The sequence below is a fragment of the Robertmurraya beringensis genome (genome assembly GCF_042433785.1).
GTDB lineage: Bacteria > Bacillota > Bacilli > Bacillales > Cytobacillaceae > Robertmurraya_A > Robertmurraya_A beringensis.
The window spans coordinates 1-15,754 of the sequence record NZ_JBHLUU010000002.1; the positions used below are offsets into that span (position 1 = coordinate 1).

Consider the following 15,754-nt stretch of genomic DNA (forward strand, 5'->3'; position numbering starts at 1 on the left):
CCCTCTCAGGTCGGCTACGCATCGTCGCCTTGGTGAGCCGTTACCTCACCAACTAGCTAATGCGCCGCGGGCCCATCTATGAGTGATAGCCGAAACCATCTTTCAGCTTTTCTACATGTGTAGAAAAAAATTATCTGGTATTAGCCCCGGTTTCCCGGAGTTATCCCAGTCTCATAGGCAGGTTGCCCACGTGTTACTCACCCGTCCGCCGCTAATCTTTGGGAGCAAGCTCCCAAAGATTCGCTCGACTTGCATGTATTAGGCACGCCGCCAGCGTTCGTCCTGAGCCAGGATCAAACTCTCCAATAAAGAGTAAGATTAGCTCTTAAAGTTAAAACGTTGGCTAGTGTATTTTTCAACACTAATCATTTTTGTTGACGTATGATTTGTTTAGTTTTCAAAGAACAATCATTGTCGCTCGTAGGCGACTTAATTATAATATCAGTTCCACTTCATAATGTCAATAACTTTTTTAAGTTATTTTTTCATTACCTCGTGGCGACTTAAACTATATTATCACCATTCAATTATCAGGTCAACAATAAAAATACATTTTTTTATTTTATTATCAAAAAAATAAACCACCGCTAAAGTGATTTATTTTTTCGGCTTATAAAATCCATAGTTGAACGGCCACTAAAGCTGCCAAACCAGGTAGACCTAAAAAGCCTGATATAGCAGAAGTCATTAAATTGATAGGCACATGTATATTAAACTGATTCCCAAACGCATTAAGGAAGAATAGAAATAATGCTCCTATCAATATTTTGATTAAGCCTTGTCCTACTGTACGAATTGGTTTCAACGGTGTGCCCATCATAAGTAATAAAACAATTAGTCCACCCAAAATAGAAATAACAATTACCGGCTCCACAGTTTGATCCTCCTCTTATCACTTGTAGTTACAATATATGTACAAGCTAATAGAAAAAGAACGTGATGTTATTTACCGGTCAATCTTAATATTTCTATGCTTAGCTTCTTTAAAGAGGAAAAAGTATTTAGCTTCAGCAACCTTAGTCTGACAAATAATATCTTCTGAGGGGTCGAAGCTTTTGTTTAACAACGCCTTCTGATTATTCCAGCTTGTTTTAAGCTGCTCCATTTGAGAGATAAGTTGATCATTATATTCTTTCCTTAACCAACCCTTACGTCGAAAAAACATATTCATTCCCCACTTTATACTTCTCTTCTTCCTTCCAGTGCTTTTGATAGCGTGACTTCATCTGCATATTCCAAATCCCCACCTACTGGTAGACCATGTGCAATACGAGTGATCTTGATACCTGTTGGCTTAAGTAAGCGTGAAATATACATAGCGGTTGCTTCACCCTCAATATTTGGATTTGTAGCTAGTATGATTTCTTGAACTTCTTCATCTTGTAGCCTTTTTAATAAATCAGGAATATTAATATCTTCTGGTCCAATACCATCCATTGGTGATATCGCTCCATGAAGTACGTGATATAGCCCACTATATTCTTTCATTTTTTCCATAGCTATTACATCTTTTGGATCTTGCACAACACAAATGATTCTTCGATCTCGTCTTTGGTCCTCACAAATATAGCAAGGATCTTGATCGGTTATATGTCCACAAACCGAACAATAACTTAAATTTCTTTTCGCATTAACAAGTGCCTTTGCAAAATCAAGGACTGTGTCTTCCTTCATACTTAGCACAAAAAACGCCAGTCGAGCAGCCGTTTTCGGACCGATCCCTGGCAGTTTCATAAAGCTATCTATAAGCTTTGAAATTGGTTCAGGATAATGCACTTTTTAACCCCCTATTAGAACATTCCAGGAAGGTTCATTCCTTTAGTGAATTGTCCCATCGTATTGTTGGTTAGTTCTTCCGCCTTCTTAAGGGCATCGTTTGTAGCAGCAAGTACTAAATCTTGAAGCATATCAATATCTTCTGGATCTACTACTTCTTCTTTAATATTTACTTCAAGAACTTCCTTATGTCCGGAAACAATGACTGTTACCATTCCTCCACCAGCAGTTCCTTCAATTCTCTTTTCTCCTAGCTCCTCTTGAGCTTGAGCCATTTTCTTTTGCATCTTTTGCATTTGTTTCATCATATTTTGCATATTACCCATTCCACGCATCTTTTTCATCCTCCATGTCATTTATTCTTTAATTTCAACTAGTTCGCTTCCAAAAAGTTTGATAGCTTCTGAAACAACTGGGTCTTCTTCATTCTCTTTTTCTGCATCCCCTTGATCAGATTCCCCATCACGGTTTGTTTTAATAAATCCAGCACGGATCGTCTGCCATTGTTCCTCAGGGACTCCGACAACGGATAAACGGCGGCCTACTAATTCTTGCGTTAAATCGGATAAGACCACTAAGAATCGATCGTTATCCATCGCCATTTGACAATGAATCTCATATTTAAAACTAATCACTAATGCGGTAGTTGAAGCTGCTACTGGTTCTGCCTCATTTAGTAATGCCGCTTGTGATCTCATTTGATTATATACAAGTTTTCCTAACAATTCTCCCCATTTGCTTTTTACAAGCGTTAAATCAGGTTTTGTGGCACTCTTCAGGATCTCATTTATTTTCCCTGTAGGGGCCTGAAACCCTCTTCGTGAGGTACGAGCTGGTTTTGCTTGACTCGCTGTATTAGCAGCTGGATCATTCGTTACCGCAATACCATTTTTCCTAAGATCTGATAGTTGTTCCTCAAGGCTAGATATTTTACTCAACAAAGAATCAATCTCAATAGAACTAGTTTGTTTACCATTATCGCTAACTTTCATTTGGCAAAGTTTCACTACTGCTACTTCTAAAAATATGCGAGGATGGTTTGTCCAGCGCATCTCTTGTTGAGATTTATTTAACGTCTCTATAATTTGATAAATATCTTCTTGGTTAACAGCTTCGGCTATTTGTTTAAAATCTTCATCAAGTAATACTCGTTCGAATGATTCTTCTAAATTTGGCGCGGCCTTAAAGAGAAGCATATCGCGGTAATAAAGGATAAAATCCTCAATAAATCTTGAAGGATCCTTACCTAAAAATAATAACTCCTCTAGCGCTTCCAATGCTTTTGCTGCATCTCTTTCTTTTATAGCTGTTGCTAACTGGTTTAACAACCCTTGAGAAACAGAACCTGTAACGGTTAATGCATCTTCAACTGTTACCTCATCACGGCTAAACGAAATGGCCTGATCAAGTAAACTAAGTGCATCACGCATTCCACCTTCTGCTGCTCTCGCAACGACTTGTAGCGCTTTTTCCTCATAGCGAACACCTGTTTCGTCCACGATTGTTTTCATCCGATTGACAATCGATTGAGCAGATATCCTCTTAAAATCAAACCGCTGACATCTTGAGATAATGGTCAGAGGAATTTTATGAGGCTCTGTTGTAGCTAGTATAAAGATGACATGTCTTGGCGGTTCCTCCAGAGTCTTAAGTAAGGCATTAAAAGCTCCGATAGAAAGCATATGGACTTCATCAACGATATAGACCTTATACTTCACAGAACTTGGTGCAAATTTCACTTTGTCCCTTATATCCCTTATCTCCTCGACCCCATTGTTAGAAGCCGCATCTATTTCAATGACATCTGGAATCGATCCATCCGTAATACCTAAGCAAGCAGGACACACGTTACATGGTTCGTTTGCGGGCGAATTTTCACAGTTAACCGCTTTTGCAAAAATCTTTGCTGCACTTGTTTTCCCCGTTCCTCTTGGTCCAGAAAATAAATATGCATGTGAGATTTTCTGCTGAAGCAGGGCGTTTTGCAAAGTCTTTGTTACATGTTCTTGTCCAACAACATCAATAAATGTTTGAGGACGCCAAACACGATATAGAGCTTGGTAAGCCACAGACAAGCCCCCTCCTATATATGGTCCTTATTATTATAACGTAAAGAAAATCCTTTTTACAAAGGCTGTTTAAGAAATCTTCAACTAGATATGCAAAAAACTCACCTCTTTATAGAAGAGATGAGTTTGCTATTAGTATTTAACTGCCGTGCACCTTCCGTCGACTGGCGCCCATAAGCGTTACTTAAGTAGTTAGCTCGGCCCAGGCAACCCCGCGGCACATGGGAGCGTCCACTTAATGCTGCTTCCTTCCGGACCTGACATGGTTCATGGATTCCCATTGCGCAGGACCCGGGCGTCAACACCACTTGCTTAAGGCAGACCCTACAGGCAACCAGCCTCGGGAAGGGATTCAGTCTCGCTAGAGCGGATTGCGAGTACAGGGCACCGCTACCTCCCCACCTAGCACGGCAAAATTGAAACCTAATTTAAAGTGCGTCACTGACGACGCATAATTTAGTATACTTTCTTTCCTGTTAAAAATCAACGTTTTACAACTGTAAATTACTGTAAGTTGATTTTCGCGTCATTTCTTTTCTTTTTTTCTTCTTTCTTCTTTAGTCGGATGCTTCGAAAGAAATTACTTAATAGTTCACCACATTCCTTTTCGAGCACACCAGAGCACACATCACTTTGATGATTAAATCTTTCGTCAGATAATAAGTTCATAAATGTTCCGGCACACCCACCTTTTGGGTCACTTGCTCCAAATACAACCTTTTCTACTCGTGACATAATAATCGCTCCAGCACACATCGGACATGGCTCCAACGTTACATATAGAGTTGCACCTTCAAGCCTCCATGTCCCCATTTCCTCACAAGCCTTTTCTATAGCAAGCAATTCTGCATGAGCAACCGCACTCTGTTTGGTTTCTCTCAGATTATGAGCTCTTGCCACAATTTGATCATTGATGACGATCACGGCTCCTATGGGTACTTCCTGCAGCTCTTCTGCCTTTTTCGCTTCCTTTATTGCTTCCAACATATATGTTTCATCATTCATTTTCACATATAAATCCTTTCAATTCATTTTATTCATCATCTCCAAATGTATAGAAAAATACAACCTTCGCACGCTAATGAAGAAAAAAGGAAGTGATGATCGTTTATGGACACACCCGAAAATACTTGCCAAACCGCTCTTTTAATTATTGATATGATAAATAACTTTGACTTCAGCAATGGTGAAGTGCTAGCAAAAAAAACATTACCAATTGCGAAAAATATCCAAAAACTAAAGGAACAGTTTACAAAAGACAAGCAGCCCATCATTTATATAAATGACCATTATAATCTCTGGCAAGCAGATGTTACACGTATCATCAATTATTGTGAAAACTCCTTAAGTAAAGAAATTATTCATATCATCCAACCGAACCCGGACGATCTTTTTCTAATAAAACCAAAGCATTCCGCTTTTTTTGGTACCGCACTAAATACCCTACTATACCAACTGAATGTACGTAATCTGGTCATTACAGGAATTGCCGGGAACATATGTGTACTTTTTACTGCAAATGATGCATATATGAGGGAATATTCCATACATGTTCCACACAATGCAATTGCTTCTGCTGATGACCAAGACAATGAGTACTCATTAAAAATGATTAAAAATGTTTTAAAAGGCAAGATTGATCCTCTATAAGAATTATGTAACTTGAATAACTCTTTTCCTTCATAAGATGGTGATAGCGTTCAATCTATCACGATTTGGAGTGTACACCATTATTCTTATGGTTTGCTCGATTCATCTAGAAGGGAAAAACATGCAAATTCATGTCGTGCAGCCAAACCAATCGCTTTATGGAATTGCTCAAGCCTATTCCACAACGGTAAATGATTTAATGGTATGAGGCTCATGATTATCGAGCGCATGGGGAAATTGTTGACTTTGTTGTTATTATGACCTATGAGTGGGGTTATAGCGGTGGTCCAGTTATGGCTGTGTCCCCTATTGGTCCTGTAAGAAAGGTCATTGAATATGCGTTAACAGAAATGCCTGCTTCAAAAATCATGATGGGTCAGAACTTATATGGTTATGATTGGACGCTTCCATTTGTCCAAGGAACGGTAGCAAAAGCTGTAAGTCCTCAGCAAGCGATCCAACTTGCTGCAACGAATAATGTTGCCATTCAGTATGATACTACGGCTCAAGCACCCTTTTTTAAATACAGGGACAAAGAAGGTAAGCAACATGAAGTTTGGTTCGAAGACGCCCGTTCGATTCAAGCAAAATTCGACTTGATTAAAGAGTTAAACCTTCGTGGAATGAGCTACTGGAAGCTCGGACTCGCTTTTCCACAAAACTGGTTACTCATTGTAGAAAACTTTAATGTTGTAAAAAGATAAGCGTAACGATAGCAGCTATTAGGGCTGCTATTTTTTTACTAAAATTTTCAATATGGGAAACAAGAAATAATTCCATATTCCTATTAGACCTATATGTGATAAAATGGTCTTTGTCTCATAAAAATAATTATTTTAATATAGACGGAAATACCACCTTAGGTAGTGGTGCTGTAAGGAGGACAAGCCATGGGGGAAACGCCTTTTATCACGGTAGAGGGGCCAATTGGTGTGGGCAAAACATCATTAGCCAAGGTGATTTCTGATCACTTCCAATTTGCATTACTTCGAGAGATCGTTGATGAAAACCCATTTTTAGGGAAGTTTTATGAAAACATTGAAGAGTGGAGCTTTCAAACCGAGATGTTTTTCTTATGTAACCGATACAAGCAACTCGGTGATATACAGAAGTTATATCTTACCAAAAACGAGCCGGTCGTAGCCGATTATCATATATTTAAGAATCTCATTTTTGCTCAGCGTACACTTAGTACGGAAGAGTATGATAAGTATTTTAATATTTACCAAATATTAACTAGAGATATGCCAAAACCAAACGTCATTATCTATTTACATGCTAGTTTGGACACCCTTTTATCGCGGATAAAAATGCGCGGTCGGGAAATTGAGAAGAATATAAGCCCTCTTTATCTTGAGCAATTATCAATCGATTATGATCATGCAATAAGTGAATTTGAAAAATTGCATCCTGAAATCCCTGTTTTACGTTTTAATGGAGACGAGCTAGACTTTATAAAAAATAAGAGTGACCTAGACAAGATTATCAACCAGTTAACCACATCGTTAGAAAAAGGAGTATGTAATCATGAACCTTCGAACTAAATACGGAATACCTGCTAACTCTGTTATTACGATTGCAGGGACAGTAGGAGTTGGGAAGTCTACGATGACGAACGCTCTTGCTAATGCACTTGATTTTCGTACCTCCTTTGAAAAAGTAGATACGAATCCTTATTTAGATAAATTTTATGCGAACTTTACTAGATGGAGCTTTCACTTGCAAGTATACTTCCTTGCAGAGCGATTTAAAGAGCAAAAGCGTATCTTCGAGTATGGCGGTGGATTTATTCAAGACCGTTCGATTTATGAAGATACGGGTATTTTTGCAAAAATGCATTTTGAAAAAGGTACGATGTCTAAGGTAGATTATGAGACATATACAAGTCTTTTCGAAGCCATGGTCATGACACCGTATTTCCCTCATCCAGATCTACTTATTTATCTAGAGGGATCCATTGATGACATTATCTGTCGAATTAAAGAGCGTGGACGCCCAATGGAACAGCAAACACCAATTGATTACTGGAATGAAATGCATCAACGTTATGAAGATTGGATTAACTCATTCTCGGCATGTCCCGTGTTACGAATTAATATTAATGAATATGACATCAGGGATGACGAGTCCTCCATTGAACCAGTGATCGAACGTATTGCCAATCATATAAAACAATCACAATTACTAAAAAGATAATCGCTGAATTTTTCAGCGATTTTTTTATTATAATTTTTAAACGCAAAAAAACCGCTGTGATATCACAAGCGGTTTTCAATCTCCATTTTATGCGCAATGGTTCATTTCAATTAGATGGAGGAGGTAGAGGGATTCGAACCCCCGCGCGGTTTGACCCGCCTGTCGGTTTTCAAGACCGATCCCTTCAGCCGGACTTGGGTATACCTCCGTATCTCATCGACAAGTTATAATATAGCATGTACAAAAAATGAAGTCAACTATTATTCAAAAAATATCAAGCGGATGTTGATGTTCCACCCGCTTAATTTACAACCGTTAGTCTTATTTTATCACTTCACGGTTCCCCATATACGGACGTAACACTTCTGGAATGACCACACTGCCATCCGCTTGCTGGAAGTTTTCTAGGATCGCCGCCACCGTACGACCAATTGCTAGACCTGAACCGTTCAGTGTATGCACAGCCTCTGGTTTTCCTTTCGCTTCACGTCTAAAACGAATATTAGCTCGACGTGCTTGGAAGCTCTCAAAGTTACTACAAGAAGAAATCTCACGATACGTTTCATAACTCGGAATCCAAACTTCAATATCGTATTTCTTCGCTGCCGTAAAGCCAAGATCTCCCGTACACATGCTTAATACACGATATGGAAGTCCCAAAAGCTGTAATACCTTTTCCGCATGACCTGTTAATTTTTCAAGCTCTTCGTAAGAATACTCTGGCTTAACAAACTTTACAAGCTCCACTTTGTTAAACTGATGTTGGCGAATCAAACCTCTTGTATCTCTACCTGCAGATCCTGCCTCAGAACGGAAACATGCGCTAAAGGCTGCATAGTTAATAGGTAAATCCTCACTACTTAAAATTTCATCACGATGTAAATTCGTTACGGGAACTTCTGCTGTTGGAATTAAGAAAAAATCCTCGCTTTCAATTCGGAAGGCATCTTCTTCAAATTTCGGAAGCTGTCCAGTTCCAGTCATACTTGCACGGTTTACAATGTACGGAGGTAGAACCTCTTCATAACCATGCTCTTCTGTATGCAAATCAAGCATAAAATTAAACAAGGCACGCTCTAATTTAGCACCTAAACCCTTATAAAAAACGAAACGGCTTCCCGTCACTTTGCCCGCTCGTTCAAAGTCAACGATTCCAAGACCATCTGCTACATCCCAATGCGGCTTTGGTTCAAATTCAAAGCTAGGAATCTCTCCCCATTTACGAATCTCAACGTTATCATCCTCTGTTTCACCAACAGGAACACTTTCATGCGGGATATTCGGAATGCTAAGTAGAAGCTTTTCCAATGTTTCCTCCACGTCTCGTAAATGATCATCTAATCCTTTAATTTTATCTCCTACTTCTTTCATCTCAGCAATTAATTGATCTGCATCCTTCTTTTCTCTCTTAAGTACTGCCACTTGTTGAGAAACTTCGTTACGCTTACTTTTCAACTGCTCTACTTCTAAAATTAACTCTCTACGAGTACGATCCAACTCTTCAAATTTACCTAGATCTGTTAAATCCTCTCCACGATGCTGAAGCTTTGCCTTCACTTCTTCAAAATTAGCACGCAAAAATTTTAAATCTAACATATTGCTTCCTCCTTTATCATTTTCAGCAAACAAAAAACTCCCGTCCCTATAAAAGGGACGAGAGTTACCCGCGTTGCCACCCTAGTTGAAGGTATCATTCACCTTCCACCTTAAATAAATAACGGTTTTTAACCGGAAGTATTTACTCACAATCTAAGCTTTCCATACTTCACTCAAGGATGGATTCACAAGCACCATTTACCGATTTCCACCAACCATCGGCTCTCTTTAAAATAGCTCTCCTGCTACTAGTTCCTCTCAATGCATTACAATTATTTATTTTTATAGTACTTTACTACAATTATTTCCAAGATGCAACCGGATTATATTTATTTTTTCGCTTCTTTTACCATATTGATAAAATACTGCGTGATACGGTGATCTTCCGTTAATTCTGGATGAAAGGAGCAACCAAGGAATTGTCCTTCTCTAGCAAAAACAATGCGATTTTCATGCTTCGCGAGGATTTCAACATTCTCACCTGCAGCAACAATATGTGGGGCACGAATAAAGACGGCTGGATAGTTTTCACCAACACCAGCAATATCTAAATCTGCTTCAAAGCTTTCACGTTGGCGTCCAAATGAGTTTCGCTCTACTCTTACATCCATCGCACCAATATGAGGTTGATCGTAACCAACAAGCTCCTTCGCCATTAAGATAAGTCCTGCACAAGTTCCGAACATTGGTTTTCCTGACTGCGCAAACTCCTTAAGGCTCCCCATAAAATCGTACTTATCGATTAAGCGGCGCATCGTTGTACTTTCTCCACCAGGCATAATCAACCCATCTACTTCTTCTAGCTGCTCTTTTGTTTTGATTACAACAGCTTCTGCCCCACTCTCTTCAATGGAGCGTATATGCTCACGTACAGCCCCCTGAAGGCCTAGTACTCCTACTTTAACCATTTTGTTCACCTTACCATCCACGGTCTTGCATACGAGCTTCTGGAGCTAAAGAAGAGATTTCAATCCCCTTCATTGGCGTTCCAAGCTCCTTTGAAAGCTCAGCAATTAGTTTGTAGTCTTGGTAATGTGTTGTTGCTTCTACAATCGCACGAGCAAACTTAGCTGGGTTATCTGATTTAAAGATTCCAGATCCTACGAATACTCCATCAGCACCTAGCTCCATCATTAAAGCAGCATCTGCAGGCGTTGCAACCCCACCAGCTGCGAAGTTAACAACCGGTAAACGTCCTAACTCCTTAATTTGAAGAAGTAGCTCAAATGGCGCTCCTAGAAGCTTAGCTTCTGTCATAAGCTCGTCCACATTCATTCCGACCACTTTACGTACTTGAGCATTTACTTGACGAATGTGACGAACAGCCTCTACGATATTCCCAGTTCCTGGTTCACCTTTTGTACGAAGCATAGAAGCTCCTTCACCAATACGACGAGCAGCTTCCCCAAGGTCACGACATCCACATACAAAAGGAACGGTAAAGTCACTCTTGTACAGATGATATTCCTCGTCAGCTGGTGTTAATACTTCACTTTCATCAATGTAGTCAACACCCATTGCTTCTAAAATACGAGCCTCTACAATATGACCAATACGTGCTTTAGCCATGACAGGAATAGAAACAGCATTCATTACTTCTTCCATAATGCGTGGATCTGCCATACGAGCTACTCCACCAGCCGCACGAATATCTGAAGGCACTCTTTCAAGCGCCATAACTGCAACCGCACCTGCTTCTTCAGCAATTTTTGCTTGCTCTGCGTTAACAACGTCCATAATGACGCCGCCTTTTTGCATTTCTGCCATACCACGTTTAACTCGATCTGTACCTGTTTTCATACTTGATCCCCTTTCATTATTACCATCTACATTAGATGGGTAAATTATGTCTCCATATGTAGCTACTAAAAAAAGGAAAGCATAACGAATTCAATCGAAATTAATCTTTTTCCCTATTCGTAAATAAACAATAAAAAGAGCTTCCTGTCAAGACAGGAAGCTCTTATTTACGAGGAAATAATCTCTTTATTTAAAATATTCCTTTAACAGCTGAAGAGGCACTGTCCCATAGGTTTCCAAAAAAGCCCCCAACTCCGCGCATCATTAAAACAAACCAGTTGGCTTTTTCTACATCCTCTGTAGCGATCACATCAACCGTAATTTGCTTTTGGCCAGATTCAGTTAGGAACCCTAACCCTTCACCTTCGATAGGCTCAATCGTGAGTGTTCCTACCTTATCACCTTTTTTTACTGGAGCTGTTAGCTCTCCGTCTTCATTCAACTTATCTTCATCCAATTTTAAGACCGTTTTGTATTGGTCCTTTTCTCCATTTTTAACAACCATGGAGATGCTTTCCTTTGACTCAATAGATACCTCGTCTTCTTTCCCTTTTGTTACGGGTAACGTTTTTTGTCCCTTAACTTGATATCCTTCTTTAACTATTTCTTCTTCCGTAAAGTTACCGAACGCATAATCTAATATTTTTCTCATTTCTGTAAAACGTTCGTCCTTTGTTGCAGCTTTCATCACAACTGCAATCACACGTTGTCCATCTTTCTCAGCGGTTGCGGTAAACCCAGCACCAGCAAAGTCAGTTGAGCCGGTCTTTAATCCATCTACCCCTGTATATTCAAAAATAAGACCTGGGAGCATCCAGTTAAAGTTCTTATATGTTCGACCATCTCTGAATTGAAGTTCAGGCATTTTAGCTGTTTCAATGACCTCAGGATAATCATTAATTAAATGGTAAGCAAGCTTAGCTGTTGCTCTAGCTGACATCACATTTTCTTCATCAGCCCCACCAGCTGGGTGATTCCCTAACAAACTGCTGTTATTAAGTCCGCTCGAATTGACAAACTTATAATCCTCTAATTGTAGTTCTTCAGCCTTTTTATTCATAAGTGTGATGAAATTTGTTTCAGAACCCGCCATTAATTCTGCTAAAGCAACCGTGGCAGCATTCCCAGAATGAATGGCCATTGCTTGATAAAGCTCTTCAACCGTATAATCTTCTCCTTCAGTTAACCCAACATTGGATAGACCAGGCGCTGCTGATAGTTCATGAACATACGCGTTAATTTTTACTTTTTGATCCCATTTAATCTTACCTTCAGCAATGGCTTCAAGTAGCAGGTATTCGGTCATCATTTTCGACATAGATGCCACACCTAGGACAACATCTATATTTTTTGCATAAAGAATCTTCCCAGTCTCTGCATCAAGTAGAATGGCTGCTTCCGCCGTAATTCCAAGTGGATCCTCTTCTGCCTTTACGGGTGATACACTTGTTGCAAACGATAATGTGAATGCTATTGTCAAGGTCATTACCCAGATTGAAATGTTTTTTAAACGATACAATGAACTTACCTCCATCTTTGTCAATTACTCTATTAAAATCATTTCGACATGATTCTATATTTTTTGCACCTTGTACAGTTTACCATATAAATTACAAAAAAAATAGACAGAGAAAGGTCACTCTGTCTTGTAAAAATACTTGTAATCTCTTCGTTCTAAAGTCTCAGGAAATCTTAAGAAAGTGAGTAGTTAGGTGCTTCTTTCGTGATTTGAACATCATGTGGATGACTTTCACGAAGACCTGCTCCTGTCATTCGAATGAACTTTGAGTTTTCTCTGAGTTCTTGTAAATTCTTTGTTCCACAATACCCCATTCCAGAACGTAATCCACCAACCAATTGGTAAATCGTATCTGTTAATGGTCCCTTGTATGGAAGGCGTCCTTCTATACCCTCTGGAACAAACTTCTTATTGTCTTCTTGGAAATAACGGTCCTTTGACCCCTTTTCCATTGCTGCTACTGAACCCATACCACGGTAGACTTTGAAACGTCTGCCTTGGAAGATTTCTGTTTCTCCTGGGCTTTCTGTCACACCAGCTAATAAGCTTCCAAGCATAACAGCATGTCCACCAGCTGCTAAAGCTTTTACAATATCTCCAGAGTATTTAATTCCTCCATCAGCGATAACTGCTTTTCCATGCTTTCTAGCTTCTGTTGCACAATCGTATACTGCTGTGATTTGCGGTACACCTACACCTGCAACTACTCTTGTTGTACAGATAGATCCTGGTCCAATACCCACTTTCACGATATCTGCCCCAGCTTCGATTAGCTCTCTTGTTGCTTCTGCTGTCGCTACATTCCCTGCAATGATGGCTATTTCCGGGAATGCCTCTCTAATAGATCTGACCATGTCAATAACGCCTTTAGAGTGACCATGAGCAGTATCTATAACCAGCACATCTACTTGAGCTCTTACTAGCATCTCAGCGCGTTTCATTGTATCTGTTGTTACACCTACTGCTGCACCAACCAATAAACGACCTTGCTCATCTTTTGCCGAATTAGGGAATTCGATTACTTTCTCAATATCTTTAATCGTAATTAATCCTTTAAGTACTCCTTCACTATCAACCAGTGGAAGTTTCTCGATTTTATACTTTTGTAAAATGCTTTCAGCTTCTTCTAAAGTTGTTCCCACAGGAGCTGTAACTAAGTTTTCTTTTGTCATTACATCCGAAATTTTTATCGAGTAGTCTTGGATGAAGCGTAGATCACGATTTGTTAAGATCCCAACTAACTTTTGCTCCTCATCGTTATTTACGATTGGAACACCAGAAATTCGGTATTTCCCCATAAGATGCTCGGCATCAAACACTTGTTGATCAGGAGTCAAAAAGAAAGGATCCGTAATAACTCCACTTTCTGAACGTTTAACCTTGTCCACCTGGTCGGCTTGCTGTTCAATAGACATGTTTTTATGGATAATACCAATTCCACCTTGTCTCGCCATAGCAATCGCCATCTCTGCTTCTGTTACTGTGTCCATACTTGCGCTAATCATTGGAATGTTTAGCTTGATTTTTTCTGTTAAGTGAACTTGTAAACTCACATCTCTAGGAAGTACTTCTGATTTTGCAGGCACTAACAATACATCGTCGAAGGTTAAACCCTCTTTAACAAACTTATTTTCCCACATAAATATTGCCCCCCTACTCGAAAATATTATTAGTAGGTTATCAATTGGTTAAAATACTGTCAAGAACTGTTCAATATGTTTGATTTTTCAATTAATTTGGAGGTTACGAATTTGATTTTCCCTTATGCCAATTTGCACTCATTTTCACTCTTTTTTTCAGCCGATTCGACACAGCATTATTTAAAAAAGTGTTATCAATCTTTAGAGCTTTCAGATGCCGAACAAAAAAGTTATGAAAACTGCTACCCCTTTATTTATTATCTTGAACACGGTCAGGTATATTATGAACAGGCAAGGAACTCACCACTCATCATCCAGCCTATTCTGATCTTCTATGGTCTCGTTCACTTATTGAAAGCATGTATTTTAACTGTAGACCCAAATTATCCTGAAACGACCTCTGTACTTGCTCATGGAGTTTCAACTAGGAAGAGAAAAAAGCAGCAATATCATTTTTTTCAGGATGAAGTGAAGTTTCAGAAGACAGGATTGTTTCCTCATATTGGAGAAAGATTGTTTCACATGAAACAATTGGAAGGGGAAAAAACGACAATGAATGATCTCTTAATGCAAATTCCAGAGCTTACTAGTCTTTTTGAAGAGCTCGTAGGAAAGAGAACTTTCTTACCGGTTGAGAATAAAGGAACAGACATTCACATCCCTGAGTCCGCTCTTGATACCTTTCATATGACTAGTGATCGATTTACAGAGTTTTTCCAAACAAAAACGAATGGCGATTTCTTATGTAGTAATCATTTGAATGACAACCTTTGTTTTCACTTAGCTGGAAAAAAGTTATCATCCTTTTCTATATTAAAATATAATCTGGTAGACAATCATTTCTCCCTTTCTTTGACAAAAGGAGATTTACTTCAATACAATGAATTACTTATTCATTATTTACTGCTATATAACCTAAGTATGATTGCCCGCTACGAAACGGAGTGGTGGAGTGAGTTAGTAAAGACCATGCCAAATAAGGACTTCCCTTTCATTCAATCATTCTTACAAGTCAGCTTAGACAAAGGCCCCTTTCTTGTTTATCAATATTTAATGATGAAGAAATAATAAGAAAAGCGAAGGACACTAGGCGTTAGGGGCGCTGGAGCTAGACAATTCTCTAAGTAGAAAATCTTATACTATCTTATCTTTATATAACAAAAAAGCACCCACTCAGGTGCTTTTTTCTTTGCCTAGCGACGTCCTACTCTCACAGAGGGAAACCCTCAACTACCATCGGCGCTGAAAAGCTTAACTTCCGTGTTCGGTATGGGAACGGGTGTGACCTTTTCGCTATCGCCACTAGACTTGTATTCAGTTGAAGAAAATCATTCCTTCAAAACTAGATAATGAATGAAGAAGAAAGAAATACGTTTCATCTATATTTGGTTAAGTCCTCGATCGATTAGTATCAGTCAGCTCCACACGTCGCCGCGCTTCCACCTCTGACCTATCAACCTGATCATCTTTCAGGGATCTTACTAGCTTGCGCTATGGGAAATCTCATC

At 39.2% G+C, this 15,754-nt stretch carries 15 protein-coding genes, 1 tRNA gene, 3 rRNA genes, 1 other RNA gene, 1 pseudogene and 1 other annotated feature; of the genes and pseudogenes, 5 read left to right on the forward strand and 16 right to left on the reverse strand.

The features are described 5' to 3' along the window. From ACFFHF_RS00295 to tadA, 8 genes are all read right to left on the reverse strand, one after another. Positions 1-309 (reverse strand): 16S ribosomal RNA (locus tag ACFFHF_RS00295); the annotation flags it as partial. A gap of 301 nt (positions 310-610) precedes the next feature. Continuing rightward, positions 611-874, reverse strand: coding sequence for a pro-sigmaK processing inhibitor BofA family protein (locus tag ACFFHF_RS00300; protein WP_340901719.1), 264 nt, complete (start codon positions 872-874; stop codon positions 611-613). A 72-nt stretch (positions 875-946) separates the two neighbouring features. Then, a complete protein-coding gene (locus ACFFHF_RS00305; RefSeq protein ID WP_160549642.1) occupies positions 947-1,165 on the reverse strand; it encodes a YaaL family protein in 219 nt (72 codons plus the stop codon). A gap of 14 nt (positions 1,166-1,179) precedes the next feature. Beyond that, positions 1,180-1,776, reverse strand: coding sequence for a recombination mediator RecR (recR, locus tag ACFFHF_RS00310; protein WP_066060135.1), 597 nt, complete (start codon positions 1,774-1,776; stop codon positions 1,180-1,182). A 14-nt stretch (positions 1,777-1,790) separates the two neighbouring features. Next, positions 1,791-2,111 (reverse strand): YbaB/EbfC family nucleoid-associated protein, encoded by a 321-nt coding sequence (locus ACFFHF_RS00315; protein ID WP_066060132.1) that lies wholly within the window; start codon positions 2,109-2,111, stop codon positions 1,791-1,793. A gap of 21 nt (positions 2,112-2,132) precedes the next feature. Continuing rightward, the gene (gene dnaX, locus ACFFHF_RS00320; RefSeq protein WP_377057361.1) at positions 2,133-3,845 is read right to left on the reverse strand and encodes a DNA polymerase III subunit gamma/tau; all 1,713 of its coding nucleotides are present in this window, start codon (positions 3,843-3,845) and stop codon (positions 2,133-2,135) included. A 146-nt stretch (positions 3,846-3,991) separates the two neighbouring features. Continuing rightward, positions 3,992-4,256, reverse strand: an RNA gene (ffs, locus tag ACFFHF_RS00325) — signal recognition particle sRNA large type. 93 nt (positions 4,257-4,349) lie between these two features. Next, a complete protein-coding gene (gene tadA, locus ACFFHF_RS00330) occupies positions 4,350-4,850 on the reverse strand; it encodes a tRNA adenosine(34) deaminase TadA (RefSeq protein WP_160549653.1) in 501 nt (166 codons plus the stop codon). Between the two features lie 105 nt (positions 4,851-4,955). Between tadA and ACFFHF_RS00335 the strand changes: the two genes are divergently transcribed. The 4 genes and pseudogenes from ACFFHF_RS00335 to ACFFHF_RS00355 all read left to right on the forward strand — a co-directional run bounded on the left by ACFFHF_RS00335 (position 4,956) and on the right by ACFFHF_RS00355 (position 7,691). Continuing rightward, entirely contained in the window at positions 4,956-5,495 is a 540-nt protein-coding gene (locus tag ACFFHF_RS00335; RefSeq protein WP_160549644.1) for a cysteine hydrolase family protein, read from the forward strand. Positions 5,496-5,695: 200 nt separating this feature from the next. Continuing rightward, positions 5,696-6,199 (forward strand): annotated as a pseudogene (locus ACFFHF_RS00345) (glycosyl hydrolase family 18 protein); the annotation flags it as partial. A gap of 186 nt (positions 6,200-6,385) precedes the next feature. After that, positions 6,386-7,039 (forward strand): deoxynucleoside kinase, encoded by a 654-nt coding sequence (locus ACFFHF_RS00350; RefSeq protein ID WP_160549646.1) that lies wholly within the window; start codon positions 6,386-6,388, stop codon positions 7,037-7,039. Continuing rightward, positions 7,023-7,691, forward strand: coding sequence for a deoxynucleoside kinase (locus ACFFHF_RS00355; protein WP_377057362.1), 669 nt, complete (start codon positions 7,023-7,025; stop codon positions 7,689-7,691). The genes ACFFHF_RS00350 and ACFFHF_RS00355 overlap by 17 nt, the downstream gene beginning before the upstream one ends. 115 nt (positions 7,692-7,806) lie before the next feature. Here ACFFHF_RS00355 and ACFFHF_RS00360 read toward each other — a convergent pair. From ACFFHF_RS00360 to guaB, 6 genes are all read right to left on the reverse strand, one after another. Beyond that, a tRNA-Ser gene (locus tag ACFFHF_RS00360) sits at positions 7,807-7,899 on the reverse strand. Between the two features lie 113 nt (positions 7,900-8,012). Further along, entirely contained in the window at positions 8,013-9,287 is a 1,275-nt protein-coding gene (gene serS, locus ACFFHF_RS00365; protein ID WP_160549647.1) for a serine--tRNA ligase, read from the reverse strand. A gap of 50 nt (positions 9,288-9,337) precedes the next feature. Further along, positions 9,338-9,558: a binding site (T-box leader), on the reverse strand. A gap of 58 nt (positions 9,559-9,616) precedes the next feature. Beyond that, on the reverse strand, positions 9,617-10,195 hold the full coding sequence (pdxT, locus tag ACFFHF_RS00370) for a pyridoxal 5'-phosphate synthase glutaminase subunit PdxT (protein ID WP_160549654.1): 579 nt from the start codon (positions 10,193-10,195) through the stop codon (positions 9,617-9,619). Positions 10,196-10,205: 10 nt separating this feature from the next. Then, on the reverse strand, positions 10,206-11,087 hold the full coding sequence (gene pdxS, locus ACFFHF_RS00375) for a pyridoxal 5'-phosphate synthase lyase subunit PdxS (protein WP_160549648.1): 882 nt from the start codon (positions 11,085-11,087) through the stop codon (positions 10,206-10,208). A gap of 190 nt (positions 11,088-11,277) precedes the next feature. Beyond that, positions 11,278-12,606 carry a serine hydrolase gene (locus tag ACFFHF_RS00380; protein WP_377057363.1) on the reverse strand — a complete coding sequence of 443 codons (1,329 nt, stop codon included), beginning with the start codon at positions 12,604-12,606 and terminating at the stop codon, positions 11,278-11,280. A gap of 173 nt (positions 12,607-12,779) precedes the next feature. Then, on the reverse strand, positions 12,780-14,246 hold the full coding sequence (guaB, locus tag ACFFHF_RS00385; RefSeq protein WP_160549649.1) for an IMP dehydrogenase: 1,467 nt from the start codon (positions 14,244-14,246) through the stop codon (positions 12,780-12,782). A 111-nt stretch (positions 14,247-14,357) separates the two neighbouring features. On the opposite strand from guaB, the gene ACFFHF_RS00390 reads away from it, so the two are divergent. Further along, on the forward strand, positions 14,358-15,314 hold the full coding sequence (locus ACFFHF_RS00390) for a YaaC family protein (RefSeq protein WP_340901701.1): 957 nt from the start codon (positions 14,358-14,360) through the stop codon (positions 15,312-15,314). A 123-nt stretch (positions 15,315-15,437) separates the two neighbouring features. Here ACFFHF_RS00390 and rrf read toward each other — a convergent pair. Together rrf and ACFFHF_RS00400 are read right to left on the reverse strand one after the other, a co-directional pair. Beyond that, a 5S ribosomal RNA gene (rrf, locus tag ACFFHF_RS00395) occupies positions 15,438-15,553 on the reverse strand. 78 nt (positions 15,554-15,631) lie between these two features. Beyond that, positions 15,632-15,754 (reverse strand): 23S ribosomal RNA (locus ACFFHF_RS00400); the annotation flags it as partial.

Coding starts and splice junctions, on each gene's coding strand:
- ACFFHF_RS00305 (WP_160549642.1), bottom strand. CDS start 1,165: ATGTTTTTTCGACGTAAGGGTTGGTTAAGGAAAGAATATAATGATCAA.
- ACFFHF_RS00315 (WP_066060132.1), bottom strand. CDS start 2,111: ATGCGTGGAATGGGTAATATGCAAAATATGATGAAACAAATGCAAAAG.
- tadA (WP_160549653.1), bottom strand. CDS start 4,850: ATGAATGATGAAACATATATGTTGGAAGCAATAAAGGAAGCGAAAAAG.
- ACFFHF_RS00335 (WP_160549644.1), top strand. CDS start 4,956: ATGGACACACCCGAAAATACTTGCCAAACCGCTCTTTTAATTATTGAT.
- ACFFHF_RS00350 (WP_160549646.1), top strand. CDS start 6,386: ATGGGGGAAACGCCTTTTATCACGGTAGAGGGGCCAATTGGTGTGGGC.
- ACFFHF_RS00355 (WP_377057362.1), top strand. CDS start 7,023: ATGAACCTTCGAACTAAATACGGAATACCTGCTAACTCTGTTATTACG.
- serS (WP_160549647.1), bottom strand. CDS start 9,287: ATGTTAGATTTAAAATTTTTGCGTGCTAATTTTGAAGAAGTGAAGGCA.
- pdxT (WP_160549654.1), bottom strand. CDS start 10,195: ATGGTTAAAGTAGGAGTACTAGGCCTTCAGGGGGCTGTACGTGAGCAT.
- pdxS (WP_160549648.1), bottom strand. CDS start 11,087: ATGAAAACAGGTACAGATCGAGTTAAACGTGGTATGGCAGAAATGCAA.
- guaB (WP_160549649.1), bottom strand. CDS start 14,246: ATGTGGGAAAATAAGTTTGTTAAAGAGGGTTTAACCTTCGACGATGTA.